The sequence below is a fragment of the Terrimonas rubra genome (assembly GCF_042686025.1).
In the GTDB taxonomy this organism is placed as follows: domain Bacteria; phylum Bacteroidota; class Bacteroidia; order Chitinophagales; family Chitinophagaceae; genus Terrimonas; species Terrimonas rubra.
Window position 1 is genome coordinate 824,686 of sequence record NZ_JBHUOZ010000003.1, and the last position, 26,578, is coordinate 851,263.

At 42.3% G+C, this 26,578-nt stretch carries 20 protein-coding genes; 5 read left to right on the forward strand and 15 right to left on the reverse strand.

What is annotated here, in order from left to right:
* Window positions 1-28: 28 nt before the first annotated feature.
* From secDF to ACFS6H_RS12870, 7 genes are all read right to left on the reverse strand, one after another.
* On the reverse strand, window positions 29-3,112 hold the full coding sequence (gene secDF, locus ACFS6H_RS12840) for a protein translocase subunit SecDF (protein WP_386099286.1): 3,084 nt from the start codon (window positions 3,110-3,112) through the stop codon (window positions 29-31).
* Between the two features lie 354 nt (window positions 3,113-3,466).
* Window positions 3,467-3,922: a hypothetical protein gene (locus ACFS6H_RS12845; protein ID WP_386099289.1), complete on the reverse strand. Its 456-nt coding sequence runs from the start codon at window positions 3,920-3,922 to the stop codon at window positions 3,467-3,469.
* A 65-nt stretch (window positions 3,923-3,987) separates the two neighbouring features.
* Window positions 3,988-4,866, reverse strand: coding sequence for a metallophosphoesterase family protein (locus ACFS6H_RS12850; RefSeq protein WP_386099292.1), 879 nt, complete (start codon window positions 4,864-4,866; stop codon window positions 3,988-3,990).
* Window positions 4,867-4,893: 27 nt separating this feature from the next.
* A complete protein-coding gene (locus tag ACFS6H_RS12855; protein WP_386099295.1) occupies window positions 4,894-6,357 on the reverse strand; it encodes a hypothetical protein in 1,464 nt (487 codons plus the stop codon).
* Between the two features lie 58 nt (window positions 6,358-6,415).
* Window positions 6,416-6,883: a hypothetical protein gene (locus ACFS6H_RS12860; RefSeq protein ID WP_386099298.1), complete on the reverse strand. Its 468-nt coding sequence runs from the start codon at window positions 6,881-6,883 to the stop codon at window positions 6,416-6,418.
* Between the two features lie 3 nt (window positions 6,884-6,886).
* On the reverse strand, window positions 6,887-8,314 hold the full coding sequence (locus tag ACFS6H_RS12865) for a RagB/SusD family nutrient uptake outer membrane protein (RefSeq protein ID WP_386099301.1): 1,428 nt from the start codon (window positions 8,312-8,314) through the stop codon (window positions 6,887-6,889).
* 10 nt (window positions 8,315-8,324) lie between these two features.
* Entirely contained in the window at window positions 8,325-11,378 is a 3,054-nt protein-coding gene (locus ACFS6H_RS12870) for a SusC/RagA family TonB-linked outer membrane protein (protein ID WP_386099304.1), read from the reverse strand.
* Between the two features lie 316 nt (window positions 11,379-11,694).
* On the opposite strand from ACFS6H_RS12870, the gene ACFS6H_RS12875 reads away from it, so the two are divergent.
* Window positions 11,695-12,885 (forward strand): pyridoxal phosphate-dependent aminotransferase, encoded by a 1,191-nt coding sequence (locus ACFS6H_RS12875; RefSeq protein ID WP_386099307.1) that lies wholly within the window; start codon window positions 11,695-11,697, stop codon window positions 12,883-12,885.
* Between the two features lie 76 nt (window positions 12,886-12,961).
* Here ACFS6H_RS12875 and ACFS6H_RS12880 read toward each other — a convergent pair whose 3' ends face one another.
* The 5 genes from ACFS6H_RS12880 to nusB form a co-directional block, all read right to left on the reverse strand.
* Entirely contained in the window at window positions 12,962-13,573 is a 612-nt protein-coding gene (locus ACFS6H_RS12880; RefSeq protein ID WP_386099310.1) for a porin family protein, read from the reverse strand.
* Window positions 13,574-13,675: 102 nt separating this feature from the next.
* Window positions 13,676-14,275 (reverse strand): dephospho-CoA kinase, encoded by a 600-nt coding sequence (gene coaE / locus ACFS6H_RS12885; RefSeq protein ID WP_386099313.1) that lies wholly within the window; start codon window positions 14,273-14,275, stop codon window positions 13,676-13,678.
* Window positions 14,276-14,564: 289 nt separating this feature from the next.
* Complete coding sequence (gene yajC, locus ACFS6H_RS12890) at window positions 14,565-14,903, reverse strand: preprotein translocase subunit YajC (protein WP_386099316.1); 339 nt, start codon at window positions 14,901-14,903, stop codon at window positions 14,565-14,567.
* A 27-nt stretch (window positions 14,904-14,930) separates the two neighbouring features.
* Window positions 14,931-15,407 carry a DUF1573 domain-containing protein gene (locus ACFS6H_RS12895; protein ID WP_386099319.1) on the reverse strand — a complete coding sequence of 159 codons (477 nt, stop codon included), beginning with the start codon at window positions 15,405-15,407 and terminating at the stop codon, window positions 14,931-14,933.
* 63 nt (window positions 15,408-15,470) lie between these two features.
* On the reverse strand, window positions 15,471-16,397 hold the full coding sequence (nusB, locus tag ACFS6H_RS12900; protein WP_386099322.1) for a transcription antitermination factor NusB: 927 nt from the start codon (window positions 16,395-16,397) through the stop codon (window positions 15,471-15,473).
* Window positions 16,398-16,868: 471 nt separating this feature from the next.
* Between nusB and ACFS6H_RS12905 the strand changes: the two genes are divergently transcribed.
* Both ACFS6H_RS12905 and groL read left to right on the forward strand, forming a co-directional pair.
* The gene (locus ACFS6H_RS12905) at window positions 16,869-17,150 is read left to right on the forward strand and encodes a co-chaperone GroES (RefSeq protein WP_386099325.1); all 282 of its coding nucleotides are present in this window, start codon (window positions 16,869-16,871) and stop codon (window positions 17,148-17,150) included.
* A 170-nt stretch (window positions 17,151-17,320) separates the two neighbouring features.
* Window positions 17,321-18,958: a chaperonin GroEL gene (groL, locus tag ACFS6H_RS12910; protein ID WP_386099328.1), complete on the forward strand. Its 1,638-nt coding sequence runs from the start codon at window positions 17,321-17,323 to the stop codon at window positions 18,956-18,958.
* 158 nt (window positions 18,959-19,116) lie between these two features.
* Here the strand turns inward: groL and ACFS6H_RS12915 are convergent, their stop codons facing one another.
* The 3 genes from ACFS6H_RS12915 to ACFS6H_RS12925 are packed head-to-tail and all read right to left on the reverse strand — an operon-like array spanning window position 19,117 to window position 22,085.
* Window positions 19,117-19,710 carry a DUF1684 domain-containing protein gene (locus ACFS6H_RS12915; RefSeq protein ID WP_386099331.1) on the reverse strand — a complete coding sequence of 198 codons (594 nt, stop codon included), beginning with the start codon at window positions 19,708-19,710 and terminating at the stop codon, window positions 19,117-19,119.
* 7 nt (window positions 19,711-19,717) lie between these two features.
* Complete coding sequence (gene ctlX / locus ACFS6H_RS12920; protein WP_386099334.1) at window positions 19,718-20,629, reverse strand: citrulline utilization hydrolase CtlX; 912 nt, start codon at window positions 20,627-20,629, stop codon at window positions 19,718-19,720.
* Between the two features lie 10 nt (window positions 20,630-20,639).
* On the reverse strand, window positions 20,640-22,085 hold the full coding sequence (locus ACFS6H_RS12925; RefSeq protein ID WP_386099337.1) for an arginine deiminase family protein: 1,446 nt from the start codon (window positions 22,083-22,085) through the stop codon (window positions 20,640-20,642).
* Between the two features lie 291 nt (window positions 22,086-22,376).
* Here ACFS6H_RS12925 and ACFS6H_RS12930 point away from each other — a divergent pair, with 291 nt between their 5' ends.
* Both ACFS6H_RS12930 and ACFS6H_RS12935 read left to right on the forward strand, forming a co-directional pair.
* The gene (locus tag ACFS6H_RS12930) at window positions 22,377-23,279 is read left to right on the forward strand and encodes a DMT family transporter (protein WP_386099340.1); all 903 of its coding nucleotides are present in this window, start codon (window positions 22,377-22,379) and stop codon (window positions 23,277-23,279) included.
* A 323-nt stretch (window positions 23,280-23,602) separates the two neighbouring features.
* Entirely contained in the window at window positions 23,603-26,563 is a 2,961-nt protein-coding gene (locus tag ACFS6H_RS12935) for a S9 family peptidase (protein WP_386099343.1), read from the forward strand.
* Window positions 26,564-26,578 lie beyond the last annotated feature (15 nt).

Consider the following 26,578-nt stretch of genomic DNA (forward strand, 5'->3'; position numbering starts at 1 on the left):
GGCTTTAGTATAACTAAATAGTTAAGTATTAACTTTTTGGAGTTTCTTTTCGTCCAGCAACCTTACCGCGACCTAAGTCAACCAGTATCGGAGCTGCTACGAAAATAGAAGAGTAAATACCGGTTACCACACCGATCAGCATGGCAAAGGCAAATCCTCTTGTAACCTCACCACCAAAGATGAACAGGATCAATACGGTCAGGAATACCGTTAACGAGGTCATAATGGTACGGCTTAAGGTATCATTGATGGCTTTGTTGATCAGTTCTTTCTGGCCCAGGTTAGGGTATAATTTAGTATCCTCACGTATACGGTCAAATACAATTACCGTATCGTTCATAGAGAAACCAATTACGGTCAGGATGGCCGCAATAAAGTGCTGGTCAATCTCTAACGGGAACGGTACAATGTTCTTGGCAAAGGAGAATACGATCAGGGTTACTAATACGTCGTGTACCAACGATACAATGGTTCCCAGTGAGAATTTCCAGTCACGGAAACGGATGAAGATGTATAAGAAGATCAGGATGATAGCGAAAATAGTCGCCTGTACCGCACCTCTTTTTAAATCATCAGATATGGTTGGTAATACTTTTTTAGAACCTAACAGGTTAGTGTTCTCAAACTTCTCAAAACTGGTATTTGCCGGTAAGTATTTAGCCAAACCTTCGTGTAATTTATGTACTACCACTGAGTCGGCATATTCGTTACGGGTTTCATTAATTAAATAAGAAGTAGTGATCTCTAAAGTACTTTCGTCACCAATGGTTTTAATTAACGGGTTCTCGTTCTCAAATGTTGCACGTAAGTCTTCTCTTACCTGCTCAACCGGAACTTTTTTATCAAAGTCTACTTTATAGCTACGGCCACCGTCAAACTCAACACCATAATGGAAACCGTTGAAGAAAGAAGCGATACCCAGAGCCAGGATCACAAAAGAGATAACATATGCTACTTTCCTGAACTCGATAAATTTATAGCTGGCATGTTTGAAGATCCTGCTGCTGATACCGGTGAAATACTTCACGTTTACTTTGCGTTTGGCAAAGATCTCTGTGATCCAGCGGCTAACTAAGATACCGCAGAATAATGACAGTAAAAGACCCAGGATCTGCGTGGTAGCAAAACCTTTAACAGGGCCTAAACCGAAGTAGAACAGGATAACGGCGGTCATTAACGAAGTAATGTGACCGTCCAGTACCGGTGCCAGTGAACGGTGGTAACCGTCTTTCACTGCCTGGGCATAGGATTTACCCCTGTTCAATTCCTCCTTAATACGTTCGTAGATAATTACGTTGGTATCCACCGCCATACCAATGGTCAGTACTAAACCGGCAATACCGGCAGCTGTTAAGGTAGCACCTAAACCAGCCAGTACACCAATGGTGAATAATAAGTTCAGTACCAGGGCGATGTTAGCGATCCAGCCGCTGGTGTTGTAATACACCAGCATTAAGATAAAGATCACCAGGAAGGAAATGCCAAATGACATTAAACCACCTTTGATAGCTTCTTTACCTAAAGTTGGTCCTACTGTTTGCTCAGACACAATTTTAGCAGGCGCATTTACTTTACCCAAAGCTAAAATGTTTGCTAAGTCTTTAGCCTCTTCTACAGTAAAGCTTCCGGATATCTGTGAGTTGGCGCCTAATTCTGCTTCTGCAGTAGGAGCAGAGTAAACGATATTATCAATTACAATTGCAATTGGAGTAGGGTTGCCTGATTTACGGGAAGTTTTTGCAGTCAGTCTTCCCCAGTCTTTAGCACCCTGGTCGGTCATTTCAATAGAAACGATTGGTTTGCTGCCTCCTGTCTGGTCATAAGTTTGTTCCGCTTTCCTGATCACGTTTCCTTCTACAGGGGCTTTTTCACTGCCATAGGTTTTTAAACCGTACAGCGGGAAATCGCTCTTGGTTTTTCCTTCTGCCAAACCAAATGCAAAACGCAGGTCACGCGGGAAGAACTTCCTGATAGCAGGATTTTCCAGGTAGCTTCTTAACTGGGCAGTATCTTTGGTAAAACCAATGATAGCCATACCTGGCTGCTGCATGGGTACCAGGAACTCGAATAAAGAACGTTTACCGTTCTCAGCGGTAGCATTGGGGCCTTTGCCGGCAGTATCTTTACCATCCAAATCACCCAGTGTGATGCCTTTATTGGTAGTATCTTTTTTAGTGCTATCAACTTTTGCTACAACCGGGGCAATAGTATCAATGGTTTTGGTAGTGGTATCAGCTTTGCTGGTACCTTTCAGTATGCCATCAAATACAGCATCAGCCTGTTGTAAAGAGCTTACTAACTCTTCAATTTTATAGGTTTCCCAGAACTGTAAGTTAGCGGATGATTGTAACAGCTTACGTACACGATCTTTATCCTGGATACCAGGTAACTCAACCGTAATGATACCTTTGTTAGGATCGGGGCTGATATTAGGCTGTGCAACACCAAACTGGTCAATACGCGTAGTTAAGATGTTTAAGCTGCTGGCAAATGCTTCACGGGCCTGTCCCTCTAATTTAGAGATTACTGTACCATCGCTGTCATTAACACCAACCAGGCCGGTTGTTGCTGATGCAAAAAGAGAAGCAAGGTTTTTATTGGGAGCAATTTTCTTGAATTCTTCCGCAAACAACTTTACAAAGTTGGCATCGCTGTTACCCCTGCGTTTGTTCGCATTTTCCAATGCCTGTAAAAACTCAGGATCTTTTGGGTTGTTGGCCAGTCCTTTCAGTAAACCGGTCATCTCTACTTCCATGGTAATGTTCATACCACCTTGCAGGTCAAGACCCAGGTTCAACTCTTCCGCTTTGGCTTTCTGGTAGCTGATAGCACCGGTAATGCCATAAGTAAGCGTTTCATTTTTTGTACTGTCTTTCAGCCTGGTAAAACGTTCGTTGAACAATTTGTCCAGTTGTTCCTGGTAAACGGCTTGCGAATCTTTGTTGTCAGGATACTTCTCTGAAGCACTAGGGTAGTTACGGGCAATATCAGCCTTTGCTCTTTTCTCCAGTTTACTTTCGTGATTACGAACAAATAGTGTAAACGATAGCTGATACAGAGAATAAATAATAAGCAGGATCGTAAAAAATCGAACCAAACCTTTCAGTTGCATACGTTATGGTAGTTTACGTTTTTTTATCTTTTTAACGCCATAGTCAGCGTTAGAAAGACTTTTGGTAATTTTAAAGGCTGCAAAGATAATGTTTTCAGGTATATATAGCAGAACTTTTAATCACCCTTGATTTTGTTATAATATATTGTTTTTCAATATATTATAATGATAATTACAGATTTTACGGTTTGATGGCTATTATATGGTATAGTAGGTTTGTCAAAACCACATTCTTGCATCAGCGCCTGATGCCCACTGGAATACCGTTGTTTTAAGTAGTCCATGACAGGGAAGGGCAAAAAAAAGAGTGACATAATATCACTCTTCAGTTATCTTAAAATGTATATAACCGCTTTAAAGCGCTGCACCTACTGCCACATCACACCTGTGGCCCGGTTGTCCATGGGCCGGGTTAATACGTACCTGGCCGCTGTTCGGTGTAATAGCGTTGGGTAATGCCGGATTAGCAACCGGTGCCTGGGAAGGGGTGGTCATTACCGGCTGGCCTGCAGGCTTATTGGTAGGTGCACTGTTCAATGGTTGTCCTACTTCAATATCGCAGCTATGCCCGGGTTGTCCATGCGGCGGGTTTAAAACAATACCACTGTTAGCCGGTTGTTGCTGCATGGCAGCCGGAGCCACAGGCATATTGTTATTTGGCGTGTCGGTTTTAACGGGAGTATTTACGGCATCCGCATTCACTGGCTGGGATGGCAGGGTAGTATCTGTTCCGGACTTATCATTATTATTACAGGCGCCCAGCAGGAGCACGGCGGCTAATAAAAAAGGGAAAATAGATAGTTGCTTCATCTGCCAAATATAACCAATAAATTCCATGACGGGTACCGGTAAAAGCCAGTGTGCCTGTCCGCCGTTTATTTTTTAGCGTCCCACTTATAATCGATATACTGATAGCTGATATTGTCGCCGTCAATATCCAGCTTAATAAAACCTTCTTCAATATCGTGTTGTTTGCCCTGCCACCATTTGCCTGAAACGGAAGGGGCCGTAATAACCGTGGTTTTATTCATTATGTTTAATGCTTCAAAATAATGCAGATGCCCCTGTAGTATCAGCCGTAAATTATTTCTTTCAAACAGTTTGATGATCCTGTGACTGTCCACTGAAGCCACTTTATCGTCATTGGCATTGGTGCCGCCTCCGTACCATTGCGATAAGGTAGTGATAAAAGGAACATGTGCCATAATAGCAATAGGAGTGAGGCTGTCCACCGTTTTAAGGTCCTCCTTTATCCAGGCTATCTGAGTGCTGTCAATCTTGCCTATATACTTCCTGTCCGGGGTAATGAAAATATTATCCAACACCATAAAGTGCCAGCCTTTATGGTTAAAAGAATAATAACGTTTGCCAAAATACTTTTCATAAAAACGTTTACCAAAGATGGTATTATTTGTATCGGCAGATTTATTATATAGCTGGAATACTTCATGGTTCCCCATGGCATAATGAAGCGGGGCCTTAATATCTGAGGCGGCTTTTAAATAAGCGGTTGTATTGCCCACTACTTCCTTTTCGGTAACCCTTAAGGCATCGTATATGATATCGCCTCCTACCATTACAAAATCCGGGTTGATATCGTTTAACGTGTCCACCAGCATCCGAAACCCCCTGGGGGCATCAAATTTGGTGGTATAATGTATATCCGACATGAATACAAAGCTGAACTTCTCCTGCGAAAAACCAGAAATCGCAAATGTGAATACAGCTGATACTAACGCTACTATTTTTTTCATCCTACTACTGTTATCAGTCATTTTATATTAAGGGGCAGAATATTTATGAACAAAGAACTTCCTGTTTTTTAAATAGGCCACATAGGCTTCACCGTTGGGCGCAAAGTCCAGGTTAAGTTCATCCGCCACCTGGGCTTCAAAAATATAAGGCAGGGTCCAGTCCTGGCTTTCCCGGTCAAAAGAAACGATGGTGGGGTAGTTGCTGCTGTTGCGGTAAAATAAGTAAGGAACGCCCAAAGGAGACAGTGCCAGGTCAAAACTGAATAAATTACCTGATGCACCGTTAATATAACTGGCTAAAGGAGTAGTGGTTTTTGTGGCCGCATTGTATTTGATAACCCTGTATTTATAAGTAGCGTTATCACTATTATCAGCAAAGGCCGCATATACATTGCCTTCATCATCCACATCCATATCAAAGTCTCTTACATTGAGCGCTGTAGCCCTGGTATCCCGCCACTGATCGGCAAGGGTTTCCCATGTATTATTTTCATACTTGTATAAAGAAACGGAATTGGGCGAGCTGGCATTGAATACACCCAGGTAAATCACCCCATTTTTAACCCTGGCTACCTGTAAATAGCCAAATATGGAAGAAGCCCTTCCCGGTATAGTAGCATTGGTGGTCCAGGTATTGTTTTCATAGATGGAAATACCCAGCTCCCTCCTGGCTAATACCCCGGCGGCATCCATGGTACTGAATAAGAATAATTTATTGTCATTCGGGAAGGCCAGCGCATTGTAGGTTACCCTGCTGGTGGTAATTCCCTTATTCCCTACAAGTGACCAGGAAGTACCTGATGTGTATTTTTTTACCGTGTTAAGTTGTGATATGGAAGCTGTGTAATCGGCATAAGATGCATAGGCTGTACCCTGGCTGTTAAATGTAAAGTCAAAGTTGCCAATCCTTCCGTCAGAAATTTCGCCCTTATTGATCCAGTTATTATCCTCGTAGGCCAGCATGGCAGCCTTTTGATTATCCGTAGGTGTTCTTGACTGGTTAAACATGATAAAGGGATCACCTGTTTCAGGATTTACTTTCAGGATAAAGGTAGTGGCCGAATCATTATAGGTGAACGCAAGCGGCTTCCATACATAATCCGCGCCTTTGCCAATGCTTACCGTATACTTTGCATTGTTATTGCCATGCGAGAGAATATAATCTTTAGGCACAGAAAAATCATTGATCGTTTCCCGGCTTTTCTGCTCCACCCCGTCAATTTTTACAGTAGTGTTGGCGCTTACGGTAAACCTTGCCACCAGTTTTTTCCGGTCAATATTTTCCGGTAGCAGGATGACCAGGTTATTGGTTTTGATATTATCCAATACATAATCCTTTACCAGTGCGTCCGGGTTGTCGGCTTCGTAAAAACCTATGGAAAACATCTTTGCTTCATCCATGTCTACTCTTTCCCAGGTGGTGGCTTCTTTTGCACAGGAGAAGAAAAACAACAGTGCAAGGAAGGCAGGGTATTTCTTTATCAGTTTCATACAAAAAATTTATTGTAGCGGAACAATTTTCCGTTAATAGTAAATGTGTACCTGTTCTTTATTTAACCTTAGTAATGGTGAGTGATCTTTGTTTCTGGCCCGGTCCGGGTAAACCTATTGTATAGGAAGGGTTATCGGCACTTACCAGGTTGATCGTAATAGTATTGTTTTTGGTTTCGTCTATGGTATGCGCCAGCCATCTTATACGAACCGGCATATCGTAAATACCCGGTAAAAAAGTGATTTCGCGGGCACTGCTGATGACCTCATAATCTACCCCTTCTGTCAGGCCATTACCGGCGGTAATCGTATAAGCTACTTTGATCGGCTCAAAAAACTGCACTGAACTTAAATAAATATTGTAAGTTCCGATGGCATTGGCATTTTGATTTACGGTTACCTCGGACGATTCATTGTCCATGATATGAATAAACTTCAGGGTATAGGGTTCCGTCTCGTCTTTATTACAGGATGTGATAACTAAACCTGCCAATAATAATAAGAGTGTTATATTTCTTAGTTTCATAAATTAATTGTTTACAGTTGGGTTACCTACCATAGCGGCATTTGCATCCATTTCAGACTGGGGGATGGGCAGTACAAAATAATCGCTTGGATAGTTCACCGTTTTAGTAGCGGAAGTAGTGGTAACACCCCTTACCAGGCTTTTTTTAGTTCTAACAATATCGAAAAGATTATGGCCTTCAAAACAAAACTCCTTGGCCCGTTCTGTGGCGATCCTTTTTAACAATAACTCTTTGTTATCAGACTCCAGGATAATATCGGCCGGTTGTTTATCCAGCGCCCTGGCAATGATTATTTTCAGGTCGGCTGCACAATCCGTTAACCTGTTCTTACCGGCATAGGCCTCGGCCCGTATCAGGTACATTTCAGAGGCACGTAATACCATGGGATCGTAACGTTCATTATTAGGGGTATAAGTTACTCCGATGGTCCACTTCCTGGTTAAATACCTGGCAGGGTTAGCAGGGTTTGCCTGAAACAGGCCTAAACGTATATCCGAGGGGTCGTTAAACAACTTCATTAAGGTATCAGCAGGTACATAAGTTGGGTCGTTTACGGCGTACACACGCCCCAGTCTTTTATCCGTTTTATCCTGGCCGCTTAACCGGAAAATAGCTTCGACACCTGGTATCAGGTTGTTAAACATAGCACTGTATTGTTCCTTATAAGCCAGCACGCTGTTATTAATTACCTCGGTCGAATAAGTGATCGCATTATCCCAGTCTTCGGCATATAAATATACTCTTGCCAATAAAGCCTGTACCGCCTTTTTCGATGCTACATATGGGTTGGCTGCAGCGCTGTTCCCGAAAAGGGTTTCGGCATCCTTCAGGTCTTTGATGATTTGTGCATACACAACTTTCACCGTTTGTCTTGCAACAGGGTCCTCGGGTGCTGGATTGATCAGTACAACCGGTACACCCAGGTGACTGGCGTCGGCGGTATAGTTATAAGGTTGTGCATATACACGGCACAGATCGAAATGTGATAATGCCCTCACAAATAATGCCTGTGCCTGTATCAGCTCTGTCTCAGCTTTGGAGGCAGGATTTTTTTCAATAAAGGCAGGCGCATATTCCAGGATATTATTGGCATTTGCAATGGTCTCAAATGCATACCGCCATATATACCCCACAGCACCTACTTCTTCTTCAGGATCTGACAGGAAATCGTGCTGGGGTTTCATTGTTCCATTACCTGTTTTAACAAGGTCTACCATATTACCCGCTACCTCCGGGTACAGGTAAAAGGAGTTCAAATAGTAGTTATACATTTTAGCATAAGTACCGTTAATGCTGGCCCTGAATCCCTCGATCGTTGAAAAGGTGTTGGGGATGGTTTGCCTGTCCGAGTTATCTACTTCAAAATACTTTTTGCAGGAGATAAGTGCTGGAAGCGCAAGAAGTAAAAAAATATATAGTTTAAGTTTCATGATATACTGCTTAGAAAGTGATATTTAATGCCGCAAGAATACTTGACTGGGTTGGGTAACCGCTACGCGACTGTTTAAAAGAGTTCCTGTTGGTTTTGTCGTAAGGCGTCCAGAAAAAAAGTTCGTTGCCTATCAGGCTTAAGGAACAGTTCTCTACTCCCAGTCTTTTCAGGGCCAGGGCCGGCAGGTTATACGATAAGGCAACATTCCCTAACCGGATATTGGTGGTGTTGAAAACATACCGGGTAGAGTTCATTGTAGACCGGGTAGATACGCCCCATATCGGCTTGGGATTGAGGGTTACATCGCCCGGCTGCTGCCACCTGTCCAGTTGATTAACAGACTGGTTATCGGCTTCGATGTTGAGACCGTCAGAATTCATACTGCGGCTGAAAGTACTGAACTGGTGTCCCCCGATAACATAGGTGAATAAGGCGCTCACGGTAAAGTTTTTGTATTCAAACCCGGTTCTGAAACCACCGAACACATCAGGGTTGGCTGATTTGCCCGGTACCCTGTTGTCTATACTGTATACCCTTGTAACATTGCCATTATAGTCATACCATAAAGGCGCACCATCCCTGGGATCTACGCCGGCCCAGCGGATCAGGTATAAGGTATTTAAATCGTAACCAACACGCCATAGGAAATTACCCTGGGCTTTATCATTATCATTGTATAGTGCGAGGGCTTTGTTTTTGTTATGGGCTCCATTCAATTCCACCCACCAGCTAAATCCTTTCTTGTTTTTAATAATGTCTACGTTAATGGTGGCCTCAATACCTGTATTGGATAATTCTCCGGTATTGCTTTGTGCAGAGGTTTCACCGGTGGTGCGGGATACGGTATTGCTCACGATCGCCTGTACCGTTTTCTTCCGGTAACCTTCTAATAAAATGGTTAAACGATCAAACAGGGCCACATTCAGTTTCAGGTTAATTTGCCTGGCTTCTTCCCAGCGTAGTTTGGCGTTGGGAATATTGGATAAGGATGCTCCCGGCACGCCATTGTACATGCTGCCTGAGTTAAACGTGTATATACCAAAAGCCTCCTGCAGGCTGATCCTGGCGTTACCCGTATTACCATAAGTAGCATCCAGTTTAAGAACATTAATAGCAGTATTATTGTTAAACAATTCTTTTTTGATATTCCAGCCTATGCCTGCTGCATAGAAATTACCCCAGCGGGCATCGGTTCCAAAAGTAGAGCTGCCATCGCGACGACCGGTTAACTGGAAATAATACAACTGGTCATAGTTATAATTCAACTGCCCGAAATAGGAAGCATTTTTAGTTTCTCTTTTGCTGCTGTCCCTGGTATTGATCACTGCGGCATGATCAATATTCCTGTGGTTGTCGTCTGCAAATCCTGAAGCCGTAATATATTGGGTTCTGTACCTGTTTTTATACAGTTCCAGGCCGGCTACTACATCAAAAGCATGTACCCCGATGGTTTTTGAATAATTAAGACGTTCAATAAAAGTTGTGGTAATTGTTTTGTTATAGGCCCTGGCCGCATAACCAACAGGGTTGCCCTGCAGATCCATGCCCGACCAGTTCGTTCTTGCCTTGTAAATATTTTGTTTCACTCTTTGATCGTCAATTCCATATTGCGTAGTAGAGGTTAAGCCAGGGAACAGTTTATAATTCACTGAAATGTTATTGTTCAGCAGGTTGGTTTTCTGGATATCGTCATTCTGTTCCCGTTCTGCTACGGAGTTCAGGAAACGTACAGTAGTAAATACCGGCTCGCCGGAGGGCGTCAGGCCGGTGATTTTTTTATTGTACAGCCTGTATGATCCGTCATTATTATAAGGCGAATAAACCGGTAAAAAATCCAGGTAATCCTGGCCGGGGTTAAAAGTGTTGTTTTTATTGTAAGAGCCCCGTGAAATTAAGGTTACGGCTAATTTACTGGTTACCTGGTAAGTTAAGTTGGCCCTGAGGGAGGCCCTGCTTTGTGTGTTACCGATAATGGTCGATTTATCGTTAAAATACCCGGCAGATACCGCATATTTAAATTTCGCAGTACCACCTGTGTAAGCTAATGTAGCATTGTTCACCACCCCGTTACCATAAAATTCATTTACCCAGTCGGTATTGGTACCGCTGTAAGTATTCATATCATTATCAGTATAGGGAAACTCCACCAGGTCCCTGCCGGCATTGACAAATGATTCTTTTGCCAGCTCCAGGTACTCACTGCCATTGAGTGTTTTAAACTTGGTGCTTTTGCTGATGCTTGAAAAACCGCTCTGTAACGAAAGACTGAGTTTGGGTTTACTGATCTTGCCGGATTTGGTAGTCACCAGTATCACACCATTAGAGGCATTGGCGCCGTAAATGGCAGCGGCAGCGGCATCTTTTAAAACGGTGATGGATTCTATATCCTCTGTATTAATATAAGATAAAGGGGATACGGCCGTCTGTATGCCCGGCACTAAATTGGTCCTGTCACCGGTAAAGATAGGAGTGCCATCAACAACGTATAAAGGTTCGGCAGAAGCGTAAAAGGTACCCTGGCCTCTTACCCGGATATTAATTCTTTGTTTGGTACTGCTGGCATCGTCGGTATTAAATGTTACCCTTACGCCCGGCATCTGTCCCTCCAAAAGAGCATCAATACGGCCTGCGGGCATTTGTGCTATCCGGTCAGCGTTGATCTGGAAGGCAGAGCCGACCATCTCCGTCTTTTTTTTCTTTTGACCATAAGCCATTACCACTACTTCATCATTCACATTTTCACTGGTCTGCAGGGTAACGGTTACCGGACCTTTAGAGGCGGTAACATCTACTTCCTGTGTGATATAGCCTACGTTTGAAATAATAAGTACAATTTTTTGAGCGGCAGGTGTGGTGATCCGGAAGCTGCCGTTTTTTTGGGAGAGAGTAACGGCATTAGTGGATTTTACCGTAATAGTTGCCGCTTCTACCGGCTCCTGTGAGGCATTTACAATAGTTCCTGTAATAGTAACATGCTGCTGGGCCTGCAACTTGTTAAGTGTAACAGTACTAAGCCCCAAAAATAAAATCCAGGCAATGCGGACGAGTGTTGCGATTCTCATTCTGATTAGTTGGTATAAAAAATAAAAAAAATGATAAAAATACTTAATTAGTTAAAATCGCTACAGTTTTACTCTTTAATTTAGAATGAATTGTATAAACGGTCTGCATGAATGCCTGATGGAGGAAGGACATGTTTTAGCCTGCAAATAACTGCATGTTACCATAACAAATGTTCGTTTTAGAACAATCAATAAAATACCGGAAAACGTAAATATTTGTGTAAACATTCTGGCAGAATGCTTGCCTTCTTTCATTAAATTTGCGAGCCTTTATACAGGCATTTAATTAACGTTTAAACAATTTATATTAATTATCATGCAGCTCTCCTCTTTTTTGCAGCGCTTTAACGAACCTGAGACTTTAAAAATGGCCAAACTGGGCCGTGAATTACGGGCACAGGGTATCGATGTGATCGACCTTAGTTTGGGTGAACCGGATTTTGATACGCCACAGCATATTAAGGACGCGGCAATAAAGGCCATTAATGATAACTGGAGCCATTATACACCTGTACCGGGTTTTTTAGACCTGCGTGAAGCCATTTGTGAAAAATTAAAACGCGATAATAATTTAGATTACAAACCTGAAAATATTGTTGCTTCCACAGGTGCAAAACAAAGCCTGGCCAATACCATACTGGCTTTGGTAGATGATAATGATGAGGTGATCATTCCCACACCATATTGGGTAACTTATAGTGAACTGGTAAAAATTGCCCGGGGTAAGGTTGTAGAGATCAAATCGGAAGCAAAAGCAAAGTTCAAAATTACACCTGCACAACTGGAAGCTGCGATAACGCCTAAAACCAAGGTATTCCTGTTCTCCTCACCCTGTAACCCCAGCGGTACAGTGTATACCAAAGATGAACTGGAAGGCCTGGCCAATGTGTTCCGTAAATACCCGGACATTTATATTATCTCCGATGAAATTTATGAGTACATCAACTTTATCGGCGCACATGAAAGTATTGCACAGTTTGACGATATTAAAGACCGCGTTATTATCATTAACGGTTTAAGTAAAGGATTTGCCATGACCGGCTGGCGCCTGGGTTATATTGCTGCCAGTGCAGAAGTGGCAAAAGCTACTGAAAAGATACAAGGACAATTTACCAGCGGTACCTGTGCCATTACCCAGAAAGCTGCGGTAACGGCGCTTACCGGCGATTTAAAGCCAACTGTTGAAATGACAGAAGAGTTTACCCGCCGTAAAAAAAGAGTACTGGAACTGGTAGCCGAAATTCCGGGTATTGAGTGTCCTGAGCCGGATGGTGCTTTTTATATCTTCCCTGATGTAAGTTCCTATTACGGTAAAAGCGACGGTACCACTACCATTACCAATTCTGCAGATTTTTGTATGTACCTGCTGAACACCGCCCACGTATCATCGGTAATGGGTGAGGCATTTGGTGAGCCGGCCTGCGTACGTTTTTCTTTTGCGAATAGTTTGCCTAAAATAGAAGAAGCTTGGAAACGTATTAAAGAGGCGTTGAGCAAATTGAAATAATAAGGAAAGCAGTTAAATAAAAAAAGGTTGTTTTGTTATAACAGAACAACCTTTTTTATTCATACAAAACCGGTGATTATTTTTTGCCGAAAGTATAACCTACAGAAAAGCCCAGGATCCTGTTATTTATTTTAGTATCATTAGGATCGTTATCCCTGTCAAGTGTATTGTTCAAACCTAATGTGTAATGTCCGCTGATATTAAAGCCTGATGGGAATTGATAGCCCATAATAATATTGGCACCTATTTCAAAACGTTTTAAGGGTACTTCTGCATTTTCTTCATATACATCTATCGTTTCGTCTTCGGCCTTAATTTTACCACTTACGCCATAACCAAAGTTAGGGCCAGCACCTGCAAAGAAGCCATTGGTTTTATACAAAAGATTAAGGGGGAGCTCAATACTGTAGATATTTACAGCATAAGGAGAGCCGGGGTATTTGCCACCCTTTAGTGTAAAAAGCACATTAGGCTGTATCGCAAAATTATTGGTGAGGGAGAGTTCGGCTACTCCACCTACCTGGAAGCCCACTTTACTGGACGAATAATTTACTTTTTCACCGTCATTTTTGCCGCTTAAATACAACTGGTTGGTATTTACACCTCCTTTAATACCATAAGTAAATTTTTGTGCAGATAAGGAACTGATGGCACATAGAGCAATGGCCACGCTGAAGATTTTTTTCATATTGTACATAAAGTTTAATTAAGCACAATATAGAATGAAATAAATCTATATGTTATTCCGTGAATAAAATTACCAGTTAGTGGTACGTAAATATACAGTAGGCTATGTTGGTGGGTTAGCTGCTTTTTGCTGCAGTATTTTATTCAAGGCCAGTACCTGTGGTATCACCATCTGCTTTTCATCATTGTAAATAACGTAATCGCATTTCGCTATTTTTTCCTCCTCATCCATTTGTTTCCCCATCTTCTGTAACACGGCTTCACGGGATATATTATCCCTTTCCATTACCCTTTCTACACGGGTTTCAAAAGGGGATGCTACCCCAATGATAATATCCAGTTCCTTATACGAACCACTTTCAAATAACAATGCGGCCTCCTTCAGCGCATAGCTGCTTTCTTGCCTTAACAACCAATCCCTGGCATGTTGTATTACTACAGGGTGGGTAATGCTGTTCAATGCCTGGAGTTTGTCGCTGTCCTTAAATACAATACCGGAAATATATGGAGTGTTTAATTTGCCCTGGATATAACTTTCGGGGCCAAATTGTGCAATAATATGTTGTTTAACTTCGGGGTTGGTATTGATAATGGTTTTGGCTGCTGTATCGGCATAATACACCGGCACACCTAATGTTTCAAAAATTCTTGCTACTACTGTTTTTCCGGTCCCTATACCTCCGGTAATGCCCACTTTTAACATGTTACACCTGTTTAGGTTTAGCAGTATACCCGTACGTAACTATTTTAAATGATACAAAATTATAACATATAAAATGGTCACAACTATGCATACACAATTTACAAAAATAAAAATTGGTTTTCCGCATAGCAGTGCTGCTATGCGGACTATATTAGTAGGGAGGGCTTATGAATTAATTTTCGAGGAATGGTTAAGCCTGAAAAGTACAAATATCTTTCCAGACGGAGAGGGCTATCGGAAAAAATAAAAGCCACAGCGGTTAGCTGTGGCTTTTAAGAACTGATTTTTATTATTTTTTTGCGGCATCAGCGGCAGGTTTGTTCACCTGGGCTGTCCAGTCAAGACTTAAAGCCGATTTTTCAATTTTGAGGTAACTACCGGGGCTTACTTCAATACTTAAAGTACCATCCTCGTTAATTTTATTTATTACACCGTGTATACCGGCAATCGTTACAATTTTATCACCTTTCTGTAGGTCTTCAATAAATTTTTTCTGGTTTTTTGCCCTTTTAGATTGGGGGCGGATGAAGAATAACCAGAATACCACCACCATCATTAACATGAAAACAATGGTTTCATAACCACCTAAAGGTCCGGAAGGCTTGGCTTGCAAAAAGAAAATACTCATTATATACTTGTTTAGAAATTAAATAAATTATTCAACCACTGTTACGCTAAAGGTAAGCAGGTGAGTAGTGGAAGGCATGGTATTGGCTACCACGGAAACTGTTTTTCTTAATGGTGTTCCCACAGACTGGTTCTGGCTGTCAAATACCGCTTTGATCACTTCCTGTCCGCCGGGGGCAATGGGCTTTTCAGGCTTTTCGGGCACCGTACAACCGCAACCTGCATCTACCTGGCTGATAACCAGGTTTTTGTTGCCTATGTTTTTCAGGGGAAAACTAACTTCAATTTTCTGGCCTTTTTTAATTTTACCCATATCCTTAAAGGTAGAGTCTAACCACTCGATGGAAGTATAGTTGGCCGAGTCCTGTAAGGTTTTTGCTATTTCTGCAGCTTTATCCGTTTCCTGGCCATGGTTGTGGCCGGTATGATCTTCTGCTGGTTTATCTGCCGAGTTACAGGCTGCCAGGGCGGCAACCATCAGTAAAGGGAAAAATATACGTTTCATAAACTATATAATATTTATAAAGGGGCAAAGGTAAGCTTATATCATAAACTTCTTTCGTTAAAACTAGGGCTTTCTGTGGTCGCGTTTCTGCATTTTTCCCTGCGTGGTCAGGTCCTTGTTAATATTATCCAGGATACCATTTACAAACTGGCCGCTTTGCTGTGTGCTGTACTCTTTGGCCAGGTCAATATATTCGTTAATGGTCACCTTGGGCGGAATGGTATCAAAATATAAAAACTCACTCACACCCATCTGCATCAGGATCATATCCAGTAAAGCAATACGCTCCGCATCCCAGTTTTTAAGTTTGGGAACGATCAGTTCCTGCAGGTATTCTTTTTTCTCCAGAACCGTCCTGGTAAGGTTAAAGGCAAACTGCTTTTTATCGTCATTTAACAGGTTGGAGAATTTGAGTGAATGAGGTTTTTGTAAACCGCCGGCGATCAGTTGTATCACCATCTCTCCATCATCATCCCAGTTGGCAAACATTTCTTCAATATGTGCGGTAAAGGGCTCATATTCCAGCAGCATATTGTTTAAAATAAACTCGAGAATAGCTCTTTCGTCATTTTTATTTCTCTCCGGTGTACTGATATAGGCCAGGTATTCCGGGGTATCTTTTAAACGCTGGTATATTTTGCGGATCAGCTCTTCGTTGGTACGGGCCTGTGGTTTGGTGGCGCCTACCTGGGCCTGGAAACTGGGCTCGTCCAAAATGGTCCACAACAATTCATTGCCCGCCAGTTTAATATTTACGTTCAGGTCTTCCTTACTGGGTAAATGTTTATTGGCACGCTGGTGCGCATCTTTTTCAGGGTACCTGGCTACTTCGGTTAAAAACCAGGTAAAGTAGGTCAGTAATTCCTGTGTACGGTCAAAATGTTGTTGTAAGATTTTTTGGGGTTCACCCGGTTTGGCTTCGGTTTCCAAAGATGCAACGGTATATAATGTTTGCATCACTTTTACCCTGATATTTCTTCTGCTAATCATTCAAAAGAGCTTTTGAGGGTGCGAAGATAAAGGTTTTGGGCATGTGGAATGGGATAAATTATAAAGTTAATGCTTTTAGGGAAGTTTAAAAGTTGGAAAGTCTGAAAGTCAGGGAGACAGGAAGTTTGGAGCCGGAAAGGTTAATAGAGGGGCGTGCAATAAGCAATTGGCGATAAGCAATTAGCAAGAGGCAATAGATCAATGACTATACAGAAAATAAGTAATTGACCATATGCAATCATCATAAACGGGTTTCATGCAATCACAAATTGCTCATTGTCAATTGTCCATTATCAATTGTCAATTGGTGATTAACTGCCTCTTATTACATAAAAATGTCCTGTTGTCAGTCATTTCTGCCAAAATGGTGAAAAAAAGGCTTTAAACTGCAACTGGCATATTATTTACTGTACTTTTGCCATCCCTCTAAAAAGGGGGCTTCTAACTAAAAAAATAAAAATCAATACAATTATGGCTAAGAAAGTCAACATTACTCCTTTACACGACAGGGTAATTGTTAAAGCGGCTGCTGCTGAAGAAAAATCTGCAGGTGGAATTATTATCCCTGATACAGCAAAAGAGAAACCACAACGTGGTGTTGTTATCGCTGCGGGCCCTGGTAAAAAAGACGAGCCTGTAACTGTAAAAGCAGGTGACACAGTGTTATATGGTAAATATGCCGGTACTGAGATCCAGATAGAAGGGCTGGATTACCTGATCATGAGAGAGTCGGATATCCTGGCAATTGTATAAAATAAAAGTTCAAAAGTTCCGGTAGTTCAAAAGTTCAATGTTAAGTTGAACAGCGTACTGAACGATGAACGGAGCGTCGCAACAAAAGCCTGATCAGGGCTGTGACGCCGGTAACAAAAAAATAGTAATCATTATTAATTACTACCTATTAATTATTAATTTAAAAGATCATGGCAAAGCAACTTTTCTTTGATATTGAAGCTAGAAATAAAATGAAAAAAGGCGTTGATGCTTTAGCAAACGCTGTAAAAGTAACATTAGGCCCTAAAGGTCGTAATGTAGTTATTGAGAAAAAATTTGGCGCTCCTGCCGTAACCAAAGATGGTGTTACCGTAGCCAAAGAAATTGAACTGGAAGACCCTATTGAAAATATGGGTGCCCAAATGGTGAAAGAAGTAGCCAGCAAAACGGCTGATATTGCCGGTGATGGTACTACCACTGCCACTGTTTTAGCACAAGCCATCATTAGCGAAGGTTTGAAAATGGTAGCTGCAGGTGCCAACCCAATGGACCTGAAACGCGGTATTGATAAAGCGGTAGCCCTGGTGGTTGAAAACTTAAAAGGCCAGAGCCAGACCGTAGGAAGCGACAGCAAAAAAATTCAGCAGGTGGCTACTATTTCTGCCAACAACGATGAGACCATTGGTAAATTAATTGCCGAGGCTTTTGCAAAAGTTGGTAAAGAAGGTGTGATCACTGTAGAAGAAGCAAAAGGTACCGATACTACTGTTGATGTAGTAGAAGGTATGCAGTTTGACCGTGGTTATATCTCTCCTTATTTTGTAACCAACAGCGAGAAAATGGAAGCTGAGTTACAAAACCCTTACATTTTAATTTACGACAAGAAGATATCTACCATGAAAGATATTCTCCAGATCCTGGAGAAAGTAGCACAAAGCGGTCGTCCTTTATTAATTATATCTGAAGATTTAGAAGGAGAAGCTTTAGCTACATTGGTAGTAAACAAAATCCGCGGTACTATTAAAGTGGCTGCTGTTAAAGCTCCCGGCTTTGGCGACAGAAGAAAAGAAATGTTAACTGATATTGCTACTTTAACTGCCGGTACTGTTATCAGCGAAGAATTAGGTCATAAATTAGAAGCAGCTGATCTGACTTATTTAGGCCAGGCCTCATCTGTTACTATTGACAAAGACAACACAACCATCGTAGGTGGTAAAGGTAAAAAAGCTGATATTACTGCCCGTGTAAACCAGATCAAAGCGCAGATCGAGAATACTACATCTGACTATGATAAAGAAAAATTACAGGAGCGTTTAGCTAAGTTAGCCGGTGGTGTAGCGGTATTATATGTTGGTGCTGCTACTGAGGTAGAAATGAAAGAGAAGAAAGACCGTGTTGACGACGCTTTACATGCAACCCGCGCTGCCGTTGAAGAAGGTATTGTACCTGGTGGTGGTGTAGCTTATATCCGCTCTATTGAAAGTTTAGAAGCTAAAATTAAAGGCCAGATCGCCGATGAACAAACCGGTGTTGCTATCGTACGCCGTGCTTTGGAAGCGCCTATCCGCACTTTAACTTCTAACGCAGGTATCGATGGTTCTATCGTGGTACAGAAAATTAAAGACGGTAAAGCTGACTTTGGTTTCAATGCCCGCACAGAAACTTACGAAAACCTGTTCAAAGCCGGTGTAATTGACCCTACTAAAGTAAGCCGTGTGGCTTTAGAGAACGCTGCTTCAATTGCAGGTATGTTGTTAACTACCGAGTGTGTAATTGCCGACAAACCTAAGAAAGAAGATGCGCCTCATGCTCATGGTGCACCTGATATGGGTGGAATGGGATACTAAGAAGGTTGTAAGTAATAAGGTTTAAGTTATAAGCTTACATCTTTTACGGCATCAACTATATACTAAAAAGCCGCTTCTGTAACAAGAAGCGGCTTTTTATATTATTACTGTTAATCAGCAAATCAGCACATTATCAAATTAGCTAATTAACTCACCGGCTAATTAACATGATATTTCTTTTCCCCGGCCGTAATGGCCACCGCTAAAGCATTGGCTTTTGGCGGAATAGGGCAGTTGTATTTGCCGCTTACATAAGCGCAATAAGGGTTGTAGTTTTTATTAAAATCAATAACTACCTTATCGTTTTTTATATCGGTTGTTTTCAGGTCTATATAACGGCCTACTTCATAAGTGTCCTGCCCGGTAGTTTTATCCGTAAAAGGCAAAAACAAATAATCCTTGTATTCGTTATTGGTTAATAACTGTTGTGCCTGTAATACCTGCAGGGTGTTAACAGTGTCGTTAATGGTAAAAGTTACCGTTCCGTACACACGATATACTTTTTTCATGGTACCCGATGTTTCCATGGTAAACCACTCCATATTTTCGGCAGGTTTAAAACTGGCTGTTACCTTATATTTTTCCTGTATGGGGTAAAAACGTAATTGTTTTTTCTCTTCCTCCTTCTTCAGTACACCATGGGTGGCAATATAATGATTGCGGAATGAGTCGGTGAGCACTAAATAACTATCCTGTGCAAACAATACACAGGAGCATACGATAAATGATAAAAGAAAAAATGTTTTCTTCATGTTATAACTAAAGCGTTGGTAAAAATATTTCGGCCATCATACAACGGGCACTGCCGCCCCCGTTTTTTTCTATGGTATATAAGGGCGAGTGCAAAATGGCGTTAAACGAATGTAAGGAATTAACCTGGTTAGGCGTTAAGGACTCATACGCCTGTGATGACATAACCAGGAATTGTTTGCCCGCTTCGTTTTTAACCTGTAACATATTGCCGGCAAAATGATTCATCTGGTCTAAGGTAATAGGAATGATGGTCTTGCCGGTTTCTGTAATGGTTTTTTCTACTGCTGCTCTTTCTCCTGCATCCGGTATGGCGTCCAGGCAAATCACCACGTATTTATCGGCCACGCACATTAACACATTGGTATGGTAAATAGCCCGGCCCTTACCATCGGTAGCAGTAAAACTGACAGGCGTATAACCTTTTGCCTGGCAAAAACTTTCCAGTACGGTTTTATCGGTACGCGGCGACAGGCAGGCATAAGCTATCTTTTTATCCCTGTCCAATACCATACTGCCCGTACCTTCCAAAAACAATCCTTTCTTTTCATAAGGGCTGAGGTCGGTTTTTGTTTTTACGGTAAACTTATTGGCAATATGGTCCAGCACATGTTGTTTTCTTTCCTGCCTGCGGTTGGCGGCAAACATGGGGTATAAAACAATACTGCCATCTGCATGAAAGGATATCCAGTTATTGGGGAAAATAGAATCCGGTGTATAAGGTTCCGGGGTGTCATCCACTACCGTAACATCAATACTGTTTTCCCTTAACAAGGCAACAAAATCATTGAACTCCTTCAATGATCTTTCCTGTGTATCAGCATCTGTATTCGCCTGCTGAAAAGCATTGTTCACGGCCGTTTCAGCGTTAAAGCTAAAGTTCACCGGTTTTATCATTAATAAATATGCTGTGTTTTGCATGGGCGTAAATTTAATCGGCGTCGCGTAATAAAGGCATGCTCATACAATGAAAACCACCACGGGCACGCGATAACTCGGCCGATGGCATGGTGATCAGCGTATCTTTCAGGTCGTCGGGTGTTAATTTGCCTGCCTCAAACTGGTCTAACAATTCCTGTACATGAATGGTGGCAAAACCTGCTTTCTTAAAAGCGTCCAGGGTTTTATCGTTACGGTCATAGCCCAATACAATGCCCTCGCGTAAAGCCAGTAAATTACAGGAGTCGGTCCATTGTTCACGGGCGTCATAGGGAAACTCGTTATTGCCCGAGTAAATAAACTTCACCTTCTCTTCGCATTTCAGGTCATGTTTACTGATATCGATCAGCAGGTCTTCCAGGCTGTCAAAATAAACAGGGGAGGATGGGTCTTTCTTTTTAAACTGTATGATCCTGATCTTATCATCCTTTTTCTTTACATCCAGTAATTTCTCCACCGGGTCGGCGTCTTCCATCTTAATGGTCTTGCGTGAAAAAGCGCCCAGCATTACCCATACATTCTTCTTCACCTGGGTAAATACAGTATCAATATGCATATAGTCCCTTTTCTTCGGAATTTTTACCACCGTTATCTTCTTCACAATGCCTTTTTCAAACAACACATTAATGGCCTGGTGGGCGGCTTCCATCGTAGTTCTTTCGCTAACGCCAACCAATATATGGTCCTTGCTTACCACCATAATATCTCCGCCTTCCAGGGTTACTTTTTTATCATCGCCATCCTTGGGCAGTAAAAAATGGTGCGAGGCATCGGGTAATTCAATAATGTTCTTGCTAAAATCTTTAAACATCGGGTGGTTAAAGAAAATATACTTGATCAGTAAGGCCTCACGGGTGCGGGCCTTCTTGGCGGGCTTGTTTAACAATATATGATCGTTAATAACAATCCCAATATCGCGGGTAAAAATAAAATTGGGTACCGGCGGAAAGATCATGCGTTTATCATTATCCGTACCGCTGATGAACAGCTTGGCCAGGCTGGCTGCGGGCAGGGCCGTAAGGCTCTCCTGTATTTCATAAGAACAATTTTCAATGGCGCATACCGATGCGATCAGTTTTATCTTTATCTCGTGCACTTCCAGTATCTCGGCCAGTAACCATTCCAGCTCCACTACTTTATCCGATTTATAAAAATCGGCATGTCCCGGTTTGTAAAAGTTATATTTATTGTCCGGGTTATCAATATCCTTTATTTTCCCCTTTACCTTGCCGGGGTCTAAAAAATACAATAATAATTTAGTGTAATAATCATACTCTTTCCTCCTGATGGTATCCAGGTGCACAATATCTTCAAATAACCAGTCCTGTGCTTTGGATGGTACTACTTTACCAATACCGCTGTCGGGACTATGTACTAATAACCTTCTTAATGTTCCTGTTTCTGAACTAACAAAAATGTTTGTCTGTTTCTGTTCCATGTTACTGGCTGTTTAGTGAAAAGAAAACCCATTACGGGCACGCAGGTTCTGTATAGGTGCAATCAGTCAGGTATGTAAAAATTGGCCGGTAGCAGCGCGGCGTAGATATCTGATAATATGGCAAAAGAGAAAACCTGCATAAATACAATTACTACAAAGTTAAGGGTTTGGCTGCTGGTAAACAATCGCCTCCCATTCCTTAACGAAATGCTCACAAAAAGGTGGTAAAACGGTTAAATGCGGTCATTAACCGTAAGTAGCGGCATATAAAAATCGCCTAAATTGCAGCCCATGAAACAGGCTTTTATAAAACTACATATTGCGGTGCTGCTGGCCGGCTTTACGGGCATTTTAGGACGTTTAATCAGCCTGGAGGCAGTTGCCCTGGTATGGTACCGGGTATTAATTGCAAGCGCCTGTTTCTGGGTCTTATTTGCCTGGCGGCGTAAATTACAAAAGATCAGTAATGCCGATATTGTTAAACTATTGGGTATAGGAACAGTTACTGCCTTACACTGGATCAGTTTTTATGCCAGTATAAAATTTGCCAATGTATCGGTAGGCCTGGTCTGTTTATCCTGCACGGGGTTCTTTACTGCTTTGCTGGAGCCGCTTATTACCCGTAAAAAACACCGGCTTACCGAAGTTTTATTGGGTGTTTTGTCAATCATTGGCATTTATATCATCTTTCATTTCGACAGTAGTTTCCGGTTGGGCATCACTTTCGGATTAATATCGGCCTTTCTGGCGGCACTGTTCCCCATTTTTATGCGCCAGACCATCCAGCGTATCAATATTGAAACCGGCCTTACCTGGCAAATGACAGGCTGTATACTGGGCACTACCTTATTATTACCCCTCTTCTTACAAATAGCCCCCACTACACAGTTTGTTCCTTCAACGGCTGACTGGTTCTGGTTATTGGTACTGGCTATATTGTGTACGGTAGTGGCCATGCAATTCTCCATGGTGGCTTTAAAAAGATTTTCGGCTTTTACGGTCACCTTAAGTTATAACCTCGAGCCGGTGTACGGGGTACTGCTGGCCTTCTTTATGTTCAATGAAATGGAAGACCTTGGCCCTTCATTTTTTGTTGGCTTTGCCATCATCATGTCCTCACTGGTCATTCATACCTTACTGTTACGCCGGCAAACAGTTAAAAACAAACAGGTGGCCGCTGATATTACAAGCTGACGATTTATAAAAAACCTTAGTATATTTGAAGCTACCGGTAACCGGTTAATGAAACAGTAACTGCAATTATCCATAACCAGTTTTGGGGTGCCCCTGTGTAACAGTGTTGCGGCTTCGGGTCTCAGCCGGCTTATTCTTATACAGGGTCGGGCTATACGCTGCAAGTCCTCGTTCCGTGTAACACAAACTACGGCTCCTGCGTCGCCGGGTTTGTTAAAGCGGTACTGCGGGCTTTCCGCTGCTATCCCTCACCCGCACCGTTTTCTTGCTTGTATTAGTTATAAAGTAATAATAGTGCTCAATTTTAAAATGTAACTGCATTTATGAAGGGTTTATTCTTTGCCTGTTTGGTATCAGCGGCCTTATTGTGTCATACGCAAATCAGCGCCCAGAAAAAAGTATTGGATCATACCGTGTATGATAGCTGGCAATCCATTGGTGAAACCAGTATCAGCAATAACGGTGCGTGGATCGTGTATGCGGTAAATGTCCAGGAAGGCGATAACGAACTGGTTATCCGATCGGCCGATGGTACTTACAAAAAAACAATTGCCCGTGGTTATAATGCCACTATCACCGAGGATAATAAATTTCTTGTCTTCCGTATCAAACCCTTGTATGCCCAGTTAAGGGAGGCCAGGATCAAAAAGAAAAAACCGGAAGATACGCCCAAAGATACCCTGGCTATTATTGAACTGGGCAAGGACAGTATCTGGAAAAAAGAAAAAACAAAGGGCTTTAAGATCCCTGAAAAATCAGCCAACTGGCTGGCTTATCACCTGGAAAAAGATACCAAAGCAGCAGCGCCCAAAGGCAAGCCGGTGAATAAAACTGCCGATAGCCTGATGCATGTGATAGACTCCCTGCAACAGGTAATTGCAGCACAAACAGCTGCTAAAGGAAAAAAGAAATCAAAAAAAGATGATGAGACAATAGAAGAACTATATGCTTTAATAGATGCCGAAGGCGATGAGCCCGGTGGCAGTAATGCAGAAACCGGATCTACACTTGTATTAAGAAACTTAGCTACGGGTAAACAACAGGAGTTTAAAAATGTAGTAAAATACTATTTCGATAAAAACGGCACCCGCCTTTTACTGGAGCAATCCAAAGCCCCCGGCGATTCATTAAGCAAAGCGGCTGTTGTGCTGGTGAGCCTGCAGCAGGCAAAAGCCGATACCATCTTACTGGGTGGTAACGAGTTTAAAAATTTTGAGTTCTCCGAAGATGGTACTCAACTGGCCTTTATTGCCGAACGCGATGCCGCCCCCAAGGCTTTAACCAAAACGTACAAGCTTTGGTATTATACTGCCGGCCAGGATAGTGCCCGCGTGCTGGTTGACAATACTACTGCCGGCCTGCCCGCAAAATTCACGGTAAGTCCGTTTGCCAATATCAGTTTCAGCAAATCCGGTAAAAAACTATACTTCGATACGGCGCCTATACCAACACCTAAAGACACTACCCTGGTAGATATTGACCTGGTAAAACTGGATGTTTGGCACTACAATGAAGATTACCTGCAAACCACGCAGTTAAGCCGTGTGAACCGTACCCGTGAAGAAGACTTTCAGGCGGTTTACGACCTGGCCACCAATAGCTTTATCCAGTTAACCTCTAAGGAAATACCTAATGCATACCTTACCAACGAAGGTGACGGTGAAAATGTATTGGCAGTTACCGATTTTGGCAGGCGTGTAGAAAGCCAGTGGACAGGTAATACCAAAAAAGATGTGTATTGGGTAAATGTACAAACCGGTGCAAAAACACTGGTACTGAAAAATATGAACGGCCAGTTATCACCGGCTTATATTTCTCCTTCCGGCAAATACTTTATCTGGTATAACTACGATACAAAAAGTTATCATGTAAGCGATGGTAAGGCTACCCGTAATATAAGCCAGGGTTATACTTATCCTTTATGGGACGAAGAAAATGATACGCCATCCGATCCGCCTGCTTATGGTTTTATGGGTTGGGATGAAAAAGAAGCTTTTGTGTATGTGTACGATAAATATGGTATTGTAAAACTGTTCATAGCCGCCGGTAAAAAGCCGGAGGTATTCTTAACCGGCCGCCCGCAAAAAGTGGTGTACCGTTATATCCGTACCGACAGGGAAGAGCGGTTTATCCAGCCAACGCAGGAACTGCTGGTGCGTTATTTTAACGATGTAAATAAAGATGCCGGTTTATTTATTTATAAAGCGGTTAATGACAAGTACAGCTTATCACCCGTAATTGCTCCGGCAGCCATCAGCCTGGGTATGCCTTATAAAGCAAAAAACAATGCGGTGTATGCCGTTACAGAGGAAACCTACCAGCAATCGCCCAATGTATTTGCTGTAGCTCAGGCAGGCGGTAACAATTATACAGCCAAACAACTAAGTAATACCAACCCGCAGCAAAGCGGTTACAACTGGGGTACGGCTGAGTTGTATAAATGGAAAACATTCAGCGGCAAAACATCAACCGGCATTTTATATAAACCGGAGGATTTTGACAGCACCAAAAAATATCCTTTGATCCTTTATTTCTATGAAACCTTAAGTAATGGTTTAAACAGTTATATACCACCGGCACCAACGCCCAGCCGTTTAAATATATCCTTCTTTGTAAGCAGGGGTTACCTGGTTTTTGCACCTGATATTTATTATACCAAAGGTTACCCGGCAAAAAGTGCTTACGATTATATTGTGAGTGCTGCCAAAGACCTGTCAAAACATAAATGGGTAGATGGCAAGAACCTGGGTATACAGGGCCAGAGCTGGGGCGGTATACAGGTAGCACAACTGGTTACCATGACCGATATCTTTAAAGCGGCCTGGTCCGGTGCACCTGTTGCCAATATGACCAGTGCCTATGGTGGCATACGCTGGGAGAGCGGTATGAACAGGCAGTTCCAGTACGAAAAAACACAAAGCCGTATTGGCGCTACATTGTGGGAAAAGCCACAATTATATATTGAGAACTCTCCTTTATTCCATTTACCCAAAGTAAAAACACCGATAGTTATTATGGCTAACGACGCAGACGGCGCCGTTCCCTGGTACCAGGGTATTGAACTGTTTACCGGCCTTCGTCGTTTAGGTAAACAGGCCTGGATGTTAAACTACAACGGTGAGGCACATAACCTGGTGGAAAGAAAGAACCGTAAGGACATCCAGATCCGCGAGCAACAATTCTTTGACTGGTTATTAAAAGGCGCCAAACCTGCACGCTGGATCACAGAAGGAGTGCCGGCAGTGGAGAAAGGTAAAAGCTGGGGATTGGAACTGGTTGATTAATGATCCTGAATATAA